Genomic DNA, 16,775 nt, shown 5'->3' on the forward strand with positions numbered 1-16,775 from the left:
CGACGTATAACAAATAATAAAAACAACAACCGAAACAGGGAGCGTCACAGTGAGCACACTCGTCTGCAATTTCGTCCGCCCTTCGCGCTTTTCCGCCCCTCGCCCACGCACGACCTTGAGCCTGATCGGCTGCAGCAGCCTCGCCCTCGCCCTGCCGATGAGCGCCGGTGCCGAAGGCTTTATCGACGACAGCAAGGCCACGCTGAACCTGCGCAACGCCTACTTCAATCGCAACTTCGTCAACCCGGCCTACCCGCAGGGCAAAGCTGAAGAGTGGACGCAGAACTTCATCCTCGACGCCAGATCCGGCTTCACCCAAGGCACTGTCGGTTTCGGTCTCGACGTGCTGGGGCTGTATTCACAGAAGCTCGACGGCGGTAAAGGCACCGGCGGTACGCAACTGCTGCCGATCCACGATGACGGGCGCCCGGCCGACAATTTCGGCCGGCTCGGTGTGGCGCTGAAGGCCAAGGTGTCGAAGACCGAACTGAAGGTCGGCGAATGGATGCCGGTGTTGCCGGTCCTGCGTTCGGACGACGGACGCTCACTGCCGCAGACCTTTCGCGGCGGCCAGATCACCTCCACCGAGATCAACGGCCTGTCCGTCTACGGCGGTCAGTTTCGCGGCAACAGCCCACGCAATGACGCAAGCATGGAAGACATGTCAATGAACGGCCGCGGCGCGTTCACTTCCGATCGCTTCAACTTTGGCGGCGGCGAATACACCTTCAACGACAAACGCACCCTGGTCGGCGTGTGGTACGCCGAACTCAGCGACATCTACCAGCAACAGTACTTCAACGTCAGCCACAGCCAGCCGCTGGGCGACTGGACACTGGGTGCCAACCTCGGCTTTTTCACTGGCAAGGAAGACGGCAGTGCCCGCGCCGGTGACCTCGACAACAAGACCGCCTTCGCCCTGCTCTCGGCCAAATACGGCGGCAACACCTTCTATGTCGGCCTGCAGAAACTCTCCGGTGACGATGCCTGGATGCGGGTCAACGGCACCAGCGGCGGCACTCTGGCCAACGACAGTTACAACGCCAGTTATGACAACGCCAGGGAACGCTCCTGGCAACTGCGCCACGACTACAACTTCGTCGCCCTCGGCATTCCAGGCCTGACCCTGATGAACCGCTACATCAGCGGCGACAACGTGCACACCGGCACCGTGACCGACGGCAAGGAATGGGGCCGCGAGTCGGAGCTGGCCTACACGGTGCAAAGCGGCCCGTTGAAAAACCTCAACGTGAAATGGCGCAACGCGACGATCCGCCGGGACTTCAGCACCAACGAGTTCGACGAGAACCGGGTCTTTATCAGCTATCCGATTTCGTTGTTGTAAGCAGATCTCTTTTTACCCTGTGGGAGCGAACCTGCTCGCAAAGGCGCCTTGGCAGTCGATGCAAGAGTGCCTGGACCGGCCTCATCGCTGGCAAGCCAGCTCCCGCAGGTATCAGCGTTGTTTTCAATTAGCGCATTCACCACAAACTCCTGTGGGCGCTGGCTTGCCAGCGATGGCGGCGGCAGATTCACCATGGATGTTGATTGACACACCGCTTTCGCGAGCAGGCTCGCTCCTGCAAGGGATTGCGTTGCCAGGTGGGCATTGTGGTGATCGAAAAGTGTTTTGGGCCTTCCGTCATTTACACCAAAAGTCGCGTTGACAAGTTCCGGAAACCCTACCGATACTTCAGCGCAGTCATACGACAACCTACAACAAACTTAAAAACAAAACATGTAAGGGATTGCCATGACGTCTACTTCTGCACCCCGCGCCCCTTTCAATCGCCTGCTGCTGACCGGCGCTGCCGGTGGCCTCGGCAAGGTCCTGCGTGAACGCCTGCGCCCCTATGCCAAGGTGTTGCGCCTGTCCGACATCGCCGCCCTCGCCCCGGCCACCGATGATCGTGAAGAAATCATGCTCTGCGATCTCGCCGACAAACACGCCGTGCACCAACTGGTCGAAGGCGTGGATGCGATCCTGCACTTCGGCGGCGTCTCGGTGGAGCGGCCGTTCGAAGAAATCCTCGGGGCCAACATCTGCGGCGTCTTCCATATCTACGAAGCGGCGCGCCGGCACGGCGTGAAGCGCGTGATCTTCGCCAGCTCCAACCACGTCATCGGTTTCTACAAGCAGGACGAAAAACTCGACGCCAGCTCAGCGCGCCGTCCCGATGGTTACTACGGTTTGTCCAAGTCCTACGGCGAAGACATGGCCAGTTTCTACTTCGATCGCTACGGCATCGAGACCGTCAGCATCCGCATCGGCTCCTCGTTTCCCGAGCCGCAAAACCGCCGGATGATGCACACCTGGTTGAGCTTCGACGACCTCACGCAACTGCTCGAACACTCGTTGTACACGGCGAACGTCGGCCACACCGTGGTTTACGGCATGTCCGACAACAAGGACCTGTGGTGGGACAACCGCCTGGCCAGCCACCTCGGGTTCACGCCGAAAGACACCTCTGAAGTGTTCCGCGAACGGGTCGAAGCACAACCGATGCCAGCGGCCGATGACCCGGCACGCATCTATCAGGGCGGCGCGTTTGTCGCGGCAGGTCCGTTCGGTGACTGATCACGCTGACCACGACACAAGGGAATGAATATGCAAGCCGAATTGATCGTCGATGCCCGCAATGCCGTGGGTGAAAGCCCGGTCTGGGTGCCGCAGGACAACGCCCTGTACTGGGTGGACATCCCCAACGGCGGGCTGCAACGCTGGAGCGCCGACACCGGCCACGTCCATGCGTGGAAAACCCCGGAAATGCTCGCCTGCATCGCTCGCCACCGCCGGGGTGGCTGGGTCGCTGGCATGGAGAGCGGTTTCTTTCATCTGCACCCGCACAGCGACGGCAGTCTCGACAGCGAACGGCTCGCCAGCGTTGCACACAGCCGCAATGACATGCGCCTCAACGACGGCCGCTGCGATCGTCAGGGCCGCTTCTGGGCCGGCAGTATGGTGCTGGACATGGGCCTGAACTTGCCCGAAGGCCGGCTGTACCGCTACGGCACCGGGCAGTCGGGCGTGATCGAAGCGCAACTGGACGGTTTCATCGTGCCCAACGGCCTCGGTTTCAGCCCCGACGGCAAGACGATGTATGTGTCTGATTCGCACCCCGCCGTGCAATTGATCTGGGCCTTCGATTACGACACCGACAGCGGCACGCCGTCGAATCGCCGGGTATTCATCGACATGAATCATTTCCCCGGACGCCCCGACGGGGCTGCTGTGGATGCCGAGGGTTTCTACTGGATCTGTGCCAACGACGCCGGCCTCATTCACCGCTTCGCGCCGGACGGTCGACTCGATTTCTCGCTGGCCGTACCGGTGAAAAAACCGACCATGTGCGCCTTCGGCGGCAGCCGTATGGACACCTTGTTCGTGACCTCGATTCGTCCCGGCGATGACCACGATCCGCAATCCCTGGCCGGCGGCGTGTTCGCCCTTAACCCCAACGTCAAGGGCCTGCCGGAGCCGATATTCGACGATGTGCTGTAACACCCGCCTCTGCTGCACCGCTGCGCCTTGAACACAACAATAACAAGACTGGAGACTCACCCCCATGTACTTCAAACGCACCTTGCTCGCCGTCGCTTTACCGTTTGCCTTTACTCTCGCCAGCGCCGCGCAGGCGCTGGAAATCAAATTCGCCGACATTCACCCCGCCGGTTACCCGACCGTGGTCGCGGAAGAAGGCATGGGCAAAACCCTGACCAGGGAAACCAACGGCGACCTCACCTTCAAGTATTTCCCGGGCGGCGTGCTCGGTTCGGAAAAGGAAGTCATCGAACAGGCTCAGGTCGGCGCAATCCAGATGACCCGCGTCAGCCTCGGCATCGTCGGCCCGGTGGTGCCGGATGTGAACGTGTTCAACATGCCGTTCATCTTCCGCGACCAGGCGCACATGCGTGCGGTGATCGACGGCGACGTCGGCGATGCGATCCTCGACAAGATCACCCAATCGGAATTCGGTCTGGTCGCGCTGGCCTGGATGGACGGCGGCACGCGCAACCTCTACACCAAGAAACCGGTGCGCAAACTCGAAGACCTCAAGGGCATGAAGATCCGCGTGCAAGGCAACCCGATGTTCATCGAAACCATCAATGCCATGGGCGGCAACGGCATTGCGATGGACACCGGGGAAATCTTCAGCGCCCTGCAGACCGGCGTGATCGACGGCGCGGAAAACAACCCGCCAACCCTGCTCGAGCACAATCACTTCCAGAACGCCAAGTTCTACAGCCTCACTGGCCACCTGATCCTGCCGGAGCCGATCGTGATGTCGAAAATCACTTGGGACAAACTCACCCCTGAACAGCAAACACTGGTGAAGAAAGCCGCCAAGGCGGCCCAGCTTGAAGAGCGCGCACTGTGGGACGCGAAGTCCGCCAGCAGCGAAGAAAAACTCAAGGCCGCCGGCGTCGAGTTCATCACCGTCGACAAGAAACCCTTCTACGAGGCCACTGCCTCGGTTCGCGAGAAATACGGCGCGCCTTACGCCGACCTGATCAAGCGTATCGAAGCGGTGCAGTAACCCTCCCAGCCCTCAATGAAAGGCCCGGCAGCGCTGGCGTCCACTGACGCTCGCGGCTGCCCGGTTACGGTGGATCCCGATGAAGAATTCGCTGCTGCGCCTCAACGATAAGCTGTACATGACCTGCATCTGGGTCGCGGGCCTGTCGGTCCTGGCCATCGCCCTGATCATTCCCTGGGGCGTATTCGCCCGTTATGCCCTCGGCACCGGTTCGAGCTGGCCGGAACCCACCGCGATCCTGCTGATGATGGTCTTCACCTTCATCGGCGCCGCTGCCAGTTATCGCGCCGGTGCGCACATGGCCGTCGCCATGGTCACCGACCGTTTACCACCCAACCTGCGCAGAACGATGAGCGTCATCTCGCAGTTACTGATGGGCACCATCTGCCTGTTCATGACCATCTGGGGTGCCAAGCTGTGCGCCTCGACCTGGAACCAGTTCATGAGCGCCCTGCCAACCTTGCGCGTGGGCATCACCTACATGCCAATCCCGATCGGCGGCGCACTGACGCTGATCTTTGTCGTGGAAAAACTGCTGTTCGGTGACCAAAGCAATCGCCGCGTGGTGCGGTTCGACCTGGTTGAAGAAAACGAAGGGGCTGCCTGATGGACGCATTGATTCTGTTAGGCAGTTTTATCGTGTTGATCCTGATCGGCATGCCGGTCGCCTACGCCCTCGGGTTGTCGGCGCTGATCGGCGCGTGGTGGATCGACATCCCGTTCCAGGCCTTGATGATTCAGGTCGCCGGCGGGGTCAATAAATTTTCCTTGCTGGCGATTCCGTTCTTCGTGCTGGCCGGGGCGATCATGGCCGAGGGCGGCATGTCGCGGCGGCTGGTGGCGTTTGCCGGGGTGTTGGTGGGGTTCGTGCGTGGCGGTCTGTCGCTGGTCAACATCATGGCCTCGACCTTCTTCGGTGCGATCTCGGGATCGTCGGTGGCCGACACGGCATCGGTGGGCTCGGTGCTGATTCCAGAGATGGAGCGCAAGGGTTATCCGCGCGAGTTCTCCACGGCGGTGACGGTCAGCGGGTCGGTGCAGGCGCTGTTGACGCCACCAAGCCATAACTCGGTGCTTTATTCGCTGGCGGCCGGTGGCACCGTGTCCATCGCCTCGCTGTTCATGGCCGGCGTGGTTCCGGGCCTGTTGATGAGCGCATGCCTGATGGTGCTGTGCCTGATCTTCGCGAAAAAACGCGACTACCCGAAGGGCGACGTCATCCCGCTGCGCGAGGCCTTGAAGATCTGCGGCGAAGCGCTATGGGGCATGATGGCGATGGTGATCATTCTGGGCGGCATTCTGTCCGGGGTCTTCACCGCCACAGAGTCCGCGGCCATCGCCGTGCTCTGGGCGTTCTTCGTGACCATGTTCATCTATCGCGACTATAAATGGAGCGAACTGCCGAAACTGATGCACCGCACGGTGCGCACGATTTCGATCGTGATGATCCTGATCGGCTTCGCGGCGAGCTTCGGCTACATCATGACCCTGATGCAGATCCCGGCGAAGATCACCACGCTGTTCCTGACCCTGTCGGACAACCGCTACGTGATCCTGATGTGCATCAACGTCATGCTGCTGTTGCTCGGCACGGTGATGGACATGGCGCCGCTGATCCTGATCCTCACGCCGATTCTGATGCCGGTGATTCTCGGCATCGGTGTCGATCCGGTGCAGTTCGGCATGATCATGCTGGTCAACCTGGGGATCGGGCTGATCACGCCACCGGTGGGCGCGGTGCTGTTTGTCGGCTCGGCGGTGGGCAAGGTCAGTATCGAAAGCACCGTGAAGGCGCTGCTGCCGTTCTACGCCGTGCTGTTTCTGGTATTGATGCTGGTGACCTACATTCCGGCGATTTCGCTGTGGTTACCGCATCTGGTGTTGTAACCCCGACGCTGTGGCGAGAGAGTCCGCTCCCTCGCCACAGGTGTTGCTTCAGGCCCGCCATACCATGTAGGCCGCCACCACCAGACACACACTGGCAAACCCCACCTGCAACGCTCGCGCCGGCACCCGTGCGCAGAGCTTGCGACCGATGATCATGCCGACGATGCTGGCGACGATGAACGCCGCACCCTGAGCATCTATCCGCACACCGGCGTGAAACGCCCCGATCACGCCAATCGCCGAGATCAGGCTGATCACCATCAACGACGTGGCGACGATGCCGCGCATCTGCACATCGGTCAGTTGCTTGAACGCCGGCACGATCAGGAAGCCGCCGCCAACGCCGAGCAACCCGGACACCACGCCGGTAATCGCGCCCAACGCCGCCAACGTCGCGGTGCATTTGGCGGTCCAGTCGAAGCGCCCGGTCTGCTCGTTGAGCATGCAGTTCTTCTGGCCCCAACTGGCGTGACCGTGGTCACTCGGGCCTGCTTGCGCGCGCTCGCGGCGCAACATGCGCCAGGCCACTATGACCATCAGCAGACTGAACAGCATCATCAGGATCTGCTCCGGCAACTGATGCGCGAAGTAGATGCCCAGCGGCGAAAACACCGCGCCCAGTGCCGCAATCAGCAACGCCGCACGATAACGCACCAGACCATGGCGCAAACCGTCGACGGCACCGACCGCCGCGGCACTGCCCACTGCAAACAAGGCCACGGGCGCAGCCTGAGTCATCGTCCAGCCGAGCCCGAGCACCAGCGCCGGCACCGCGAGAATCCCGCCGCCCGCGCCGGTCAGCCCGAGCACCAACCCCATCACCACGCCAAACAGACTAGCCAGCAACATAGAGGCCTCTCAGTCGACGTTGGACACGGCGGTCAGCCATTCACGGCCCTTGAGCATGCCGTTCCAGTAGAACCACGGCAGCAGCGTCGCCTTGAGCCACCAGGCCGAACGGCGCGGTACGGTCGCATCGAGGGGAAAGGTCGGCAGCAGTTTTCCGCCGTAGCCAAACTCGGCGAGGATCACCTTGCCCTTCTCCACCGTCAGCGGGCAGGAACCGTAGCCGTCGTATTTCAGCGGCAGCGGTTGGCCCTTGCGCAAGGCCAGCAGGTTTTGCGCCACCACCACGATTTGCTTGCGCACCGCCGCAGCGGTTTTCGCATTGCTGGTGCCGCAGATATCACCCAGCGCGAACACGTGCGGATAACGCGGATGTTGCAGGCTGTGCGGATTGACCTCGCACCAGCCAGCGGCATCGGCCAATGGACTTTGTGCGATGAAATCCGGCGACACCTGTGGTGGAACGACGTGCAGCAGGTCGAAGGTTTTCGCCTCACGGGTGACGTTACCGTCGGCGTCCTTGGTCTCGAACCACGCGGTTTTCGCCGGGCCGTCGACCTTGACCAGGTTCGAGTTGAACGCCAGTTGCGCGTTGTATTTTTCGATGTACTTCATCAATGGCGGCACGAATGTCGCCACGCCAAACAGCGCGACGCCAGCCAGGTTGAACTCGACCTTGATGTTGTTCAGCAATCCGCTTTTGAGCCAGTGATCACAGGACAGGTACAGCGCTTTCTGCGGTGCACCGGCGCATTTGATCGGCATCGCCGGTTGCGTGAACAGCGCTTTACCGTCGCGCAGTTTCTGCACCTGATCCCAGGTGTATTGCGCATGCTGATAGCTGTAGTTGGACGTGACGCCGTGCTGGCCGAGGCTTTCCTGCAAGCCTTCGATCTTGTCCCAGGCCAGGCGCAGGCCGGGGCAGACAATCAGGTTCTGATAGCTGACGGTGCGTTGATCGTTGAGGGTCAGCTGGCGCTTGTCAGGATCGACAGCGGTCACCGCTGCTTGAATCCAGGTGGCATGACGGGGCATCACCTTGCTCATCGGCCTGGCGGTGTCTTTGGCGTCGTAGGCGCCACCGCCAACCAGCGTCCACGCCGGTTGATAGTAGTGCTGGGCACTCGGCTCGATCACCGTGACGTTCAAATGTGGATCGCGCTTGAGCAGGCTGGCGACGAAGCCGATGCCCGCCGTACCGCCGCCGATGACCACGATGTCTGCACTGATGGATGGGCCCCAGTGTTGATCGTTCATTGCTTGTTCCTTATTGCTGCACGCAAGGTTTTTTCCGGCCATCCCACAAATCCATTGCAGGAGTGAGCCTGCTCGCGATAACGGCGTGACAGTCACAGAAGATGCTGGCTGACCCACCGCTTTCGCGAGCAGGCTCACTCCTGCAGGGGTAGTGTGCTGGCAAGCATTTATGGGTGACCGAGGCTTTTCAGCACCGCGCCGCAATACAACCCGGACAGGGTCTTCATCACCTGAATCACTTCAGGACTGGCCAGGCCATAAAAAATGTATTTGCCTTCACGGCGAGTCGCCACCAGCCCTTCATCGCGCAGGATGCCCAGTTGCTGGGACAGCGTCGGTTGACGCACGCCGGTCATTTTTTCCAGTTCGCCGACATTGCGTTCACCCTGGGTCAATTGGCACAGGATCAACAAGCGATCCTCATTGGCCAGGGCCTTGAGCAGCGCGCAGGCCTTGGAGGCCGAGGCGCGCAATTGGGCGACTTCACATTCGGTCAGACTGGATTGCATTTGCACGATGCCTTCAACGTCACTTAAGCTGTGAACATTATGTTTTTAGATAAAGTGTTGCAACCCATTTTCCTTGTTCAGGTTGGTGTCCATGCCCGCGCAGATTGAAGCTTTCCTCGACCCCGCCTCTTCGACCTACAGCTACGTGGTCTACGAAGACGATGGCGGACAGTGCGCAATCGTCGACCCGGTGCTTGATTATGACGGCGCCGCCGGCCGTACCTGCACCGCCCAGGCCGACAGAATCATCGCCTTCGTTCACGCGCACAGCCTGCAAGTGCAGTGGCTGCTGGAAACCCATGCCCACGCCGATCATCTGTCCGCAGCGCCTTACCTGCGCCGGGAACTGGGCGGAAAAATCGCCATTGGCGAATCCATCAGCAAAGTGCAGAACGTGTTCAAGGCGCTGTTCAACCTGGAGCCGGAATTCTGCGTCGATGGCTCGCAGTTCGATCACCTGTTTGCGCCGAACGAGTCATTCCGCATTGGCAACCTCAAGGCCACCGCCCTGCACGTCCCCGGCCACACCCCGGCGGACATGGCTTACCTGATCGACGGCGAACAGATTCTGGTCGGCGACACGCTGTTCATGCCCGACGTCGGCACCGCCCGCTGCGACTTCCCCGGCGGCAACGCGCATCAACTGTACAACTCGATCCACAAGCTGCTGGCCTTCCCCGCCAGCGTCAAACTCTACGTCTGCCACGACTACCCACCCGAAGGCCGCGCCGCGCAGTGCCAGACCACTGTCGGCGAGCAGCGCAAAAGCAATATTCATGTGCATGACGGAATCGACGAGGCGGCGTTCGTCGAGATGCGCACCAAACGCGATGCCGGGCTGGGCATGCCGACGCTGCTGCTGCCGGCGATTCAGGTCAATGTGCGGGCGGGGAATCTGCCACCGGCAGAGGAAAACGGCGTGGTGTACCTGAAGATTCCGCTCAACTCTCTATAGGAAAACGTCGCTCGAACCATCACCAGATTATTTTTCCTACGAACGCTGGCGATAGTGATGAACTGGTGAAAATCCTCTCAGCGATCAGACTCCATTGGGCAAACATTCAATGGAGTTTTCGCAATATGGATATTCGCCGTAATCACCGCGACATGACACCGCAACAGAAAGCTGCGTTCGTCGATGCGATCCTGGTACTGAAAAACAACGTCGACAGCGTCCTGCGCCCCGGACAGCAAAATCGCTACGATGACTTTGTGCAGATCCACAAAAACTCGATGGGCGGCGCCAATCCGCTGATACCCAATCCGCATCGCAGCCCTTTGTTCTATCCGTGGCATCGAATTCTGATTCGCCAGTTCGAACTGGCCCTGCAGTCCGCCACCAATGATCCGACCATTACCCTGCCCTACTGGAACTGGCAACTGACCGGAGCAGACAACCCCTTCACGTCGGATTTCATGGGTTCAAACGGTGACAACCTGCAAGATCAGCGTGTCACCAGCGGTCCGTTTTCCAGGGAGCACTCACAATTCGATGTCAGGGTCTGGGACGAGGGCACTGGCAACACCGGCATTCGTCGAAATCTGGGGGCAAGCGGCGCACTGCCCACCCCGCTGGATGTTATTTCGACCCTGAACAGAACGCCTTACTGGATGGATGAAAGCGGCTGGGAAAACGTCTCGGAAAGCCTTTTGCACAATCCGGTACATGCCTGGATTGGCGGCAGCATGGCACAAGCCTCCTCACCCAACGATCCGATATTCTTCCTGCACCACTGCTACCTCGACTTGCTGTGGGAACGCTGGAAACATCAGCATGCTGGAACTCCAGGCTTTACCAATGGAGCTGGCTCGGCAGACACGAACGAAACCGTCCTGATCTTTCATCCTGCCAATGAAAGGGCGCCCTGGGCGCAAACCTTTACCGTCCGACAAACCCTCTATACCGCAGAACTCGATTACCGGTATGACTACATCTGACTTTCAGTTACCTAGCGTCAGGCCGTTTGCCGGCAAGGGCAATGCAGTCTTGTAGCGCACCTGCTTGAGCGCAAAACTCGAGCGAATATTCGCCACCCCCGGCACCTTGGTCAGAAAGTCCATCATGAAACGCTCCAGCGACTGAATGGTCGGCACCAGCACGCGGATCAGATAATCCGGGTCACCCGCCATCAAATAGCACTCCATCACCTCCGGGCGATCGGAAATCGCTTCTTCAAAATGCTGCAACGCCTCCTCCACCTGCTTCTCGAGGCTGACGTGGATGAACACGTTGACATGCAGTCCCAGCAGGTCGGCGTCCAGCAGCGTCACCTGCTCGCGAATCAGCCCTAATTCTTCCATCGCCTTGACCCGGTTAAAGCACGGTGTCGGCGACAGATTCACCGAGCGTGCGAGGTCGGCGTTGGTGATGCGCGCGTTCTCTTGAAGGCTGTTGAGAATGCCGATGTCGGTACGGTCCAGTTTGCGCATGAGACAAAACCACCTGTTTTTTATGTTTATGCAGAATTTCTATCTGCAAATCGTCTCCAGCGCAACGAAACAGAGAGAAATATTCTTCTGGCCCGGGCCTATGATTGTTGTAGGACAAGATTTCTTTCACCCAAGAATGATTGCCAGCTCACTACAAGAAATTCACAAGATCGAGCGTAGAAGCCATGACCCAAGCGTATGAACCGCTGCGTCTGCACGTCCCTGAACCTTCGGGCCGCCCAGGCTGCAAAACCGACTTTTCCTACCTGCATCTGACCGATGCCGGTACGGTGCGCAAACCATCCATCGACGTCGAACCCGCCGACACCGCCGATCTGGCGCGTGGCCTGATTCGCGTGCTCGATGATCAGGGCAACGCCCTCGGCCCATGGGCTGAAAACGTGCCGGTCGAGATCCTGCGCAAGGGCATGCGCGCCATGCTCAAGACGCGGATCTACGACAACCGCATGGTGGTCGCCCAGCGGCAGAAAAAAATGTCGTTCTACATGCAGAGCCTTGGCGAAGAAGCCATTGGCAGCGCTCAGGCCCTGGCCTTGAACATCGACGACATGTGCTTCCCGACCTACCGCCAGCAAAGCATTCTGATGGCCCGCGAAGTGCCGTTGGTCGACCTGATCTGCCAACTGCTGTCCAACGAGCGCGATCCGCTCAAGGGCCGCCAGTTGCCGATCATGTACTCGGTCAAGGACGCCGGTTTCTTTACCATTTCCGGCAACCTCGCCACTCAGTTCATTCAGGCTGTCGGCTGGGGCATGGCCTCGGCGATCAAGGGCGACACGAAAATCGCCTCGGCGTGGATCGGTGACGGCGCCACCGCCGAATCGGACTTCCACACCGCCCTCACCTTCGCCCACGTTTACCGTGCGCCAGTGATCCTCAACGTGGTCAACAATCAATGGGCGATCTCGACCTTCCAGGCCATCGCCGGTGGTGAAGCCACTACCTTCGCCGGCCGCGGCGTCGGTTGCGGCATCGCTTCGCTGCGCGTGGATGGCAACGACTTCTACGCCGTGTATGCAGCATCTGCCTGGGCCGCTGAACGCGCCCGGCGCAACCTCGGGCCGACCATGATCGAATGGGTCACCTACCGTGCCGGCCCGCACTCGACCTCCGACGATCCTTCCAAATACCGTCCTGCCGACGACTGGAGCCACTTCCCGCTGGGCGACCCGATTGCCCGCCTGAAGCAGCACCTGATCAAGGTCGGCCACTGGTCGGAAGAAGAACACGCCGCCGTCAGTGCCGAGCTCGAAGCCGAAGTGATTGCCGCGCAGAAACAGGCCGAGCAGTACGGCACCCTCGCCGGCGGCCAGATTCCAAGCGCCGCGACCATGTTCGAAGACGTCTACAAAGAGATGCCGGAGCACTTGAAGCGCCAGCGTCAGCAGTTGGGGATCTGACATGAACGATCACAACAACAATATTCAGTTGGAAACCGCCATGACCACGACCACCATGACCATGATCCAGGCCCTGCGCTCGGCCATGGATGTGATGCTTGAGCGTGACGACAATGTGGTGGTGTTCGGTCAGGACGTCGGCTACTTCGGTGGCGTGTTCCGTTGCACCGAAGGCCTGCAGACCAAGTACGGCACCTCGCGGGTGTTCGACGCACCGATCTCCGAGAGCGGCATCGTCGGTGTTGCCGTGGGCATGGGCGCTTACGGTCTGCGTCCGGTCGCCGAGATTCAGTTCGCCGACTACGTTTACCCGGCCTCCGACCAGATCATTTCCGAAGCGGCGCGCCTGCGTTATCGCTCGGCCGGTGAGTTCACCGCACCGATGACCCTGCGCATGCCATGCGGCGGCGGCATCTACGGCGGCCAGACCCACAGCCAGAGCATCGAGGCGATGTTCACCCAGGTCTGTGGTCTGCGCACCGTGATGCCGTCCAACCCGTACGACGCCAAGGGTCTGCTGATCGCCTCCATCGAAAACGATGACCCGGTGATCTTTCTTGAGCCAAAACGCCTGTACAACGGCCCGTTCGATGGCCACCACGACCGCCCGGTAACCCCATGGTCGAAACACCCGCAAGCCCAGGTGCCGGACGGTTACTACACCGTGCCGCTGGACGTCGCCGCGATCACCCGTCCGGGCAAGGACGTGACCGTGTTGACCTACGGCACCACCGTCTACGTCTCGCAAGTCGCGGCCGAAGAATCCGGCGTTGATGCCGAAGTCATCGACCTGCGCAGCCTGTGGCCGCTGGACCTGGAAACCATCGTCAAGTCGGTGAAGAAAACCGGCCGTTGCGTAGTGGTGCACGAAGCCACCCGCACTTGCGGGTTCGGCGCCGAACTGGTCGCGCTGGTGCAAGAGCATTGCTTCCATCACCTGGAAGCGCCGATCGAACGCGTCACCGGCTGGGACACCCCCTACCCGCACGCGCAAGAGTGGGCGTATTTCCCTGGGCCGTCCCGTGTGGGCGCAGCTCTGAAACGGGTCATGGAGGTCTGAATGGGCACGCACGTTATCAAGATGCCGGACATCGGCGAAGGCATCGCAGAAGTCGAACTGTCGCAGTGGCACGTCAAGGTTGGCGATCTGGTGGTTGAAGACCAGGTGCTGGCGGACGTGATGACCGACAAGGCCATGGTCGATATTCCATCGCCGGTGCACGGCAAGGTGATTGCTCTCGGCGGTCAGCCGGGTGAAGTGATGGCGGTCGGCAGTGTGCTGATCAGCATCGAGGTGGAAGGTGCCGGCAACTTGAAGGAGTCCGCCGCACCCGCGCCTGTCAAAGAGGCACCGATTGCGCCGAAAGCTGAAGCGACGGTCGAAAGCAGACCGGTCGCCGCTGCTGCACCGCGTCCGGCTGCCGTTTGCCAGGGCCCGATGGTTGCCCGTGAAGCCGATGAACGTCCACTGGCCTCCCCGGCCGTGCGCAAACATGCGCTGGATCTGGGCATTCAATTACGTCTGGTCCGCGGCACTGGCCCGGCCGGTCGTGTGCTGCACGAGGACCTCGAGGCCTATCTGGCGCAAGGTCAGTCGAACGCTTCGGCGCCGGCAGCCGCCGCTTACGCCCAGCGTCACGATGAAGAACAGATTCCAGTGATCGGCATGCGTCGCAAGATCGCCCAACGCATGCAGGACGCCACCCAGCGCGCCGCGCACTTCAGCTACGTCGAGGAAATCGACGTCACTGCCATTGAAGAGCTGCGCGCGCATCTGAATGAAAAACACGGTGCCAGCCGTGGCAAGTTGACCTTGCTGCCGTTCCTCGTGCGTGCGCTGGTCGTTGCCTTGCGCGACTTCCCGCAGATGAACGCCCGGTACGATGACGAAGCCCAGGTCATCACCCGCCCCGGCGCGGTACACGTCGGCGTCGCCACGCAAAGTGACGTTGGCCTGATGGTGCCGGTGGTGCGTCACGCCGAAGCCCGCAGCCTGTGGGACAGCGCTGCGGAAATCTCGCGCCTGGCGAATGCTGCCCGCAATGGCAAGGCCAGCCGCGACGAACTGTCCGGCTCGACCATCACCCTGACCAGCCTCGGTGCCCTGGGCGGCATCGTCAGCACCCCGGTGCTGAACCTGCCGGAAGTGGCAATCGTCGGCGTGAACAAAATTGTCGAACGGCCAATGGTCGTCAAAGGCCAGGTGGTGATCCGCAAGATGATGAACCTCTCCAGTTCCTTCGATCACCGCGTGGTCGACGGCATGGACGCGGCACTCTTCATCCAGGCCATCCGTGGCTTGCTCGAACAACCCGCCACTTTGTTTGTGGAGTAAGGCATGCAAACTCTGAACACCACGCTGCTGATTATTGGCGGCGGTCCTGGCGGTTACGTCACGGCGATTCGCGCCGGGCAACTGGGGATTGCGACGATTCTGGTCGAAGGCCAATCGCTGGGCGGCACGTGCCTGAACATCGGCTGCATCCCGTCAAAAGCGCTGATTCATGTGGCCGAGCAGTTTCACCAGACGCAGCATCACAGCGAGCATTCGGCGCTGGGCATCAGCGTGTCGGCGCCGACCCTCGATATCACTAAAAGCGTTGAGTGGAAGGACGGTATCGTCGATCGCCTGACCACCGGCGTCGCCGCACTGCTGAAAAAGCACAAGGTTCAGGTCATCAACGGCTGGGCCAAGGTCATTGACGGCAAAACGGTTGAAGTCGGCGACACCCGAATCCAGTGCGAACACCTGGTACTCGCCACCGGTTCGACCAGCGTCAACCTGCCGATCCTGCCGATTGGCGGGCCGATCATCTCCTCCACCGAAGCGCTGGCACCGACGTCTGTGCCAAAGCGGCTGGTGGTGGTTGGCGGCGGTTACATCGGTCTGGAGCTGGGCATTGCTTACCGCAAGCTCGGTGCCGAGGTCAGTGTGGTCGAGGCGCAGGATCGCATCCTGCCAGCCTACGATGCCGAGCTGACGCAACCGGTACACGAAGCCCTGAAGCAACTGGGCGTGAAGCTCTATCTCAAACACAGCGTGCTGGGGTTCGACGGGACCTTGCAGGTGCGTGACCCGAACGGCGACACCCTGAATCTGCAAACCGATCAGGTGCTGGTGGCCGTCGGCCGCAAACCGAATACGCAGGGCTGGAACCTCGAAGCGCTGAACCTGGACATGAATGGCTCGGCGATCAAGATCGACAGCCGTTGCCAGACCAGCATGCGCAACGTCTACGCCATCGGCGACCTGAGCGGCGAGCCGATGCTCGCGCACCGGGCCATGGCCCAAGGCGAAATGGTCGCCGAGCTGATCAGCGGTAAACACCGCGAATTCAACCCGACCGCCATCGCCGCCGTGTGCTTCACCGACCCGGAACTGGTGGTGGTCGGCCAGACTCCGGACGAGGCCAAGGCCGCCGGACTGGACTGCATCGTGTCGAGCTTCCCGTTCGCCGCCAATGGCCGGGCGATGACCCTGGAATCGAAAAGCGGCTTCGTGCGGGTGGTCGCCCGTCGCGACAATCATGTGATTGTCGGCTGGCAGGCAGTGGGAGTCGGGGTTTCCGAGTTGTCGACCGCGTTTGCACAAAGCCTGGAAATGGGTGCGCGGCTGGAAGACATTGGCGGCACCATCCATGCGCACCCGACCTTGGGTGAAGCGGTGCAGGAAGCGGCGTTGCGTGCTTTGGGGCATGCGCTACACCTGTAAATCCGTCAAATGGAGGGTGGCAGTGATGGCCCCTTCGCGAGCAAGCTCGCTCCCACATTTGGAATGCATTCCCCTGTGGGAGCGAGCTTGCTCGCGAATTCCTGAGGGCAACACGATTTATCTGTGTGCCATCCGATAGTCCGGGCTGCGAAACCGCTCAAGAATGAAGTATTGT

At 60.7% G+C, this 16,775-nt stretch carries 16 protein-coding genes; 12 read left to right on the forward strand and 4 right to left on the reverse strand.

The window, feature by feature from the left end:
* Positions 1-49: 49 nt before the first annotated feature.
* The 6 genes from ACXX9E_RS22450 to ACXX9E_RS22475 all read left to right on the forward strand — a co-directional run bounded on the left by ACXX9E_RS22450 (position 50) and on the right by ACXX9E_RS22475 (position 6,425).
* Positions 50-1,345, forward strand: coding sequence for an OprD family porin (locus ACXX9E_RS22450; protein ID WP_458556219.1), 1,296 nt, complete (start codon positions 50-52; stop codon positions 1,343-1,345).
* A gap of 408 nt (positions 1,346-1,753) precedes the next feature.
* Positions 1,754-2,578 (forward strand): NAD-dependent epimerase/dehydratase family protein, encoded by an 825-nt coding sequence (locus ACXX9E_RS22455; RefSeq protein WP_458556220.1) that lies wholly within the window; start codon positions 1,754-1,756, stop codon positions 2,576-2,578.
* Between the two features lie 30 nt (positions 2,579-2,608).
* Positions 2,609-3,502: an SMP-30/gluconolactonase/LRE family protein gene (locus ACXX9E_RS22460; RefSeq protein WP_336346393.1), complete on the forward strand. Its 894-nt coding sequence runs from the start codon at positions 2,609-2,611 to the stop codon at positions 3,500-3,502.
* A gap of 64 nt (positions 3,503-3,566) precedes the next feature.
* A complete protein-coding gene (locus ACXX9E_RS22465; RefSeq protein ID WP_458556221.1) occupies positions 3,567-4,538 on the forward strand; it encodes a TRAP transporter substrate-binding protein in 972 nt (323 codons plus the stop codon).
* 79 nt (positions 4,539-4,617) lie between these two features.
* Complete coding sequence (locus tag ACXX9E_RS22470) at positions 4,618-5,145, forward strand: TRAP transporter small permease (protein WP_123462626.1); 528 nt, start codon at positions 4,618-4,620, stop codon at positions 5,143-5,145.
* Complete coding sequence (locus ACXX9E_RS22475; RefSeq protein WP_222832610.1) at positions 5,145-6,425, forward strand: TRAP transporter large permease; 1,281 nt, start codon at positions 5,145-5,147, stop codon at positions 6,423-6,425. The genes ACXX9E_RS22470 and ACXX9E_RS22475 overlap by 1 nt, the downstream gene beginning before the upstream one ends.
* Before the next feature lie 48 nt (positions 6,426-6,473).
* On the opposite strand, the gene ACXX9E_RS22480 is transcribed toward ACXX9E_RS22475, so the two are convergent.
* The 3 genes from ACXX9E_RS22480 to ACXX9E_RS22490 all read right to left on the reverse strand — a co-directional run bounded on the left by ACXX9E_RS22480 (position 6,474) and on the right by ACXX9E_RS22490 (position 9,037).
* Positions 6,474-7,274, reverse strand: a complete 801-nt coding sequence (locus tag ACXX9E_RS22480) for a sulfite exporter TauE/SafE family protein (protein ID WP_458556222.1) — start codon at positions 7,272-7,274, stop codon at positions 6,474-6,476.
* A gap of 9 nt (positions 7,275-7,283) precedes the next feature.
* Complete coding sequence (locus ACXX9E_RS22485) at positions 7,284-8,528, reverse strand: NAD(P)/FAD-dependent oxidoreductase (RefSeq protein ID WP_458556223.1); 1,245 nt, start codon at positions 8,526-8,528, stop codon at positions 7,284-7,286.
* 167 nt (positions 8,529-8,695) lie between these two features.
* On the reverse strand, positions 8,696-9,037 hold the full coding sequence (locus tag ACXX9E_RS22490; protein ID WP_123462618.1) for an ArsR/SmtB family transcription factor: 342 nt from the start codon (positions 9,035-9,037) through the stop codon (positions 8,696-8,698).
* 91 nt (positions 9,038-9,128) lie between these two features.
* Here ACXX9E_RS22490 and ACXX9E_RS22495 point away from each other — a divergent pair, with 91 nt between their 5' ends.
* Together ACXX9E_RS22495 and ACXX9E_RS22500 are read left to right on the forward strand one after the other, a co-directional pair.
* On the forward strand, positions 9,129-9,992 hold the full coding sequence (locus ACXX9E_RS22495) for an MBL fold metallo-hydrolase (RefSeq protein WP_458556224.1): 864 nt from the start codon (positions 9,129-9,131) through the stop codon (positions 9,990-9,992).
* Positions 9,993-10,117: 125 nt separating this feature from the next.
* On the forward strand, positions 10,118-10,975 hold the full coding sequence (locus ACXX9E_RS22500) for a tyrosinase family protein (RefSeq protein ID WP_222832606.1): 858 nt from the start codon (positions 10,118-10,120) through the stop codon (positions 10,973-10,975).
* 3 nt (positions 10,976-10,978) lie between these two features.
* Here ACXX9E_RS22500 and bkdR read toward each other — a convergent pair whose 3' ends face one another.
* Positions 10,979-11,467, reverse strand: a complete 489-nt coding sequence (gene bkdR / locus ACXX9E_RS22505) for a Bkd operon transcriptional regulator BkdR (RefSeq protein ID WP_007915088.1) — start codon at positions 11,465-11,467, stop codon at positions 10,979-10,981.
* A 185-nt stretch (positions 11,468-11,652) separates the two neighbouring features.
* On the opposite strand from bkdR, the gene ACXX9E_RS22510 reads away from it, so the two are divergent.
* Genes ACXX9E_RS22510 through lpdA form a run of 4 tightly spaced genes read left to right on the forward strand, consistent with a single transcriptional unit; the run spans position 11,653 to position 16,600 of the window.
* On the forward strand, positions 11,653-12,888 hold the full coding sequence (locus ACXX9E_RS22510) for a 3-methyl-2-oxobutanoate dehydrogenase (2-methylpropanoyl-transferring) subunit alpha (protein ID WP_003224001.1): 1,236 nt from the start codon (positions 11,653-11,655) through the stop codon (positions 12,886-12,888).
* A gap of 1 nt (position 12,889) precedes the next feature.
* The gene (locus tag ACXX9E_RS22515) at positions 12,890-13,948 is read left to right on the forward strand and encodes an alpha-ketoacid dehydrogenase subunit beta (RefSeq protein WP_123462612.1); all 1,059 of its coding nucleotides are present in this window, start codon (positions 12,890-12,892) and stop codon (positions 13,946-13,948) included.
* A complete protein-coding gene (locus ACXX9E_RS22520; RefSeq protein ID WP_458556225.1) occupies positions 13,949-15,223 on the forward strand; it encodes a dihydrolipoamide acetyltransferase family protein in 1,275 nt (424 codons plus the stop codon).
* A gap of 3 nt (positions 15,224-15,226) precedes the next feature.
* Positions 15,227-16,600 (forward strand): dihydrolipoyl dehydrogenase, encoded by a 1,374-nt coding sequence (gene lpdA, locus ACXX9E_RS22525; protein ID WP_123462608.1) that lies wholly within the window; start codon positions 15,227-15,229, stop codon positions 16,598-16,600.
* Positions 16,601-16,775: the final 175 nt, after the last annotated feature.

This window comes from Pseudomonas sp. GNP014 (genome assembly GCF_054344005.1).

What these genes read in the sequence shown, in the direction of transcription:
- ACXX9E_RS22455 (WP_458556220.1), top strand. Translation starts at nt 1,754, where the DNA reads ATGACGTCTACTTCTGCACCCCGCGCCCCTTTCAATCGCCTGCTGCTG.
- ACXX9E_RS22460 (WP_336346393.1), top strand. Translation starts at nt 2,609, where the DNA reads ATGCAAGCCGAATTGATCGTCGATGCCCGCAATGCCGTGGGTGAAAGC.
- ACXX9E_RS22465 (WP_458556221.1), top strand. Translation starts at nt 3,567, where the DNA reads ATGTACTTCAAACGCACCTTGCTCGCCGTCGCTTTACCGTTTGCCTTT.
- ACXX9E_RS22470 (WP_123462626.1), top strand. Translation starts at nt 4,618, where the DNA reads ATGAAGAATTCGCTGCTGCGCCTCAACGATAAGCTGTACATGACCTGC.
- ACXX9E_RS22475 (WP_222832610.1), top strand. Translation starts at nt 5,145, where the DNA reads ATGGACGCATTGATTCTGTTAGGCAGTTTTATCGTGTTGATCCTGATC.
- ACXX9E_RS22480 (WP_458556222.1), bottom strand. Translation starts at nt 7,274, where the DNA reads ATGTTGCTGGCTAGTCTGTTTGGCGTGGTGATGGGGTTGGTGCTCGGG.
- ACXX9E_RS22485 (WP_458556223.1), bottom strand. Translation starts at nt 8,528, where the DNA reads ATGAACGATCAACACTGGGGCCCATCCATCAGTGCAGACATCGTGGTC.
- ACXX9E_RS22490 (WP_123462618.1), bottom strand. Translation starts at nt 9,037, where the DNA reads ATGCAATCCAGTCTGACCGAATGTGAAGTCGCCCAATTGCGCGCCTCG.
- ACXX9E_RS22495 (WP_458556224.1), top strand. Translation starts at nt 9,129, where the DNA reads ATGCCCGCGCAGATTGAAGCTTTCCTCGACCCCGCCTCTTCGACCTAC.
- ACXX9E_RS22500 (WP_222832606.1), top strand. Translation starts at nt 10,118, where the DNA reads ATGGATATTCGCCGTAATCACCGCGACATGACACCGCAACAGAAAGCT.
- bkdR (WP_007915088.1), bottom strand. Translation starts at nt 11,467, where the DNA reads ATGCGCAAACTGGACCGTACCGACATCGGCATTCTCAACAGCCTTCAA.
- ACXX9E_RS22510 (WP_003224001.1), top strand. Translation starts at nt 11,653, where the DNA reads ATGACCCAAGCGTATGAACCGCTGCGTCTGCACGTCCCTGAACCTTCG.
- ACXX9E_RS22515 (WP_123462612.1), top strand. Translation starts at nt 12,890, where the DNA reads ATGAACGATCACAACAACAATATTCAGTTGGAAACCGCCATGACCACG.
- ACXX9E_RS22520 (WP_458556225.1), top strand. Translation starts at nt 13,949, where the DNA reads ATGGGCACGCACGTTATCAAGATGCCGGACATCGGCGAAGGCATCGCA.
- lpdA (WP_123462608.1), top strand. Translation starts at nt 15,227, where the DNA reads ATGCAAACTCTGAACACCACGCTGCTGATTATTGGCGGCGGTCCTGGC.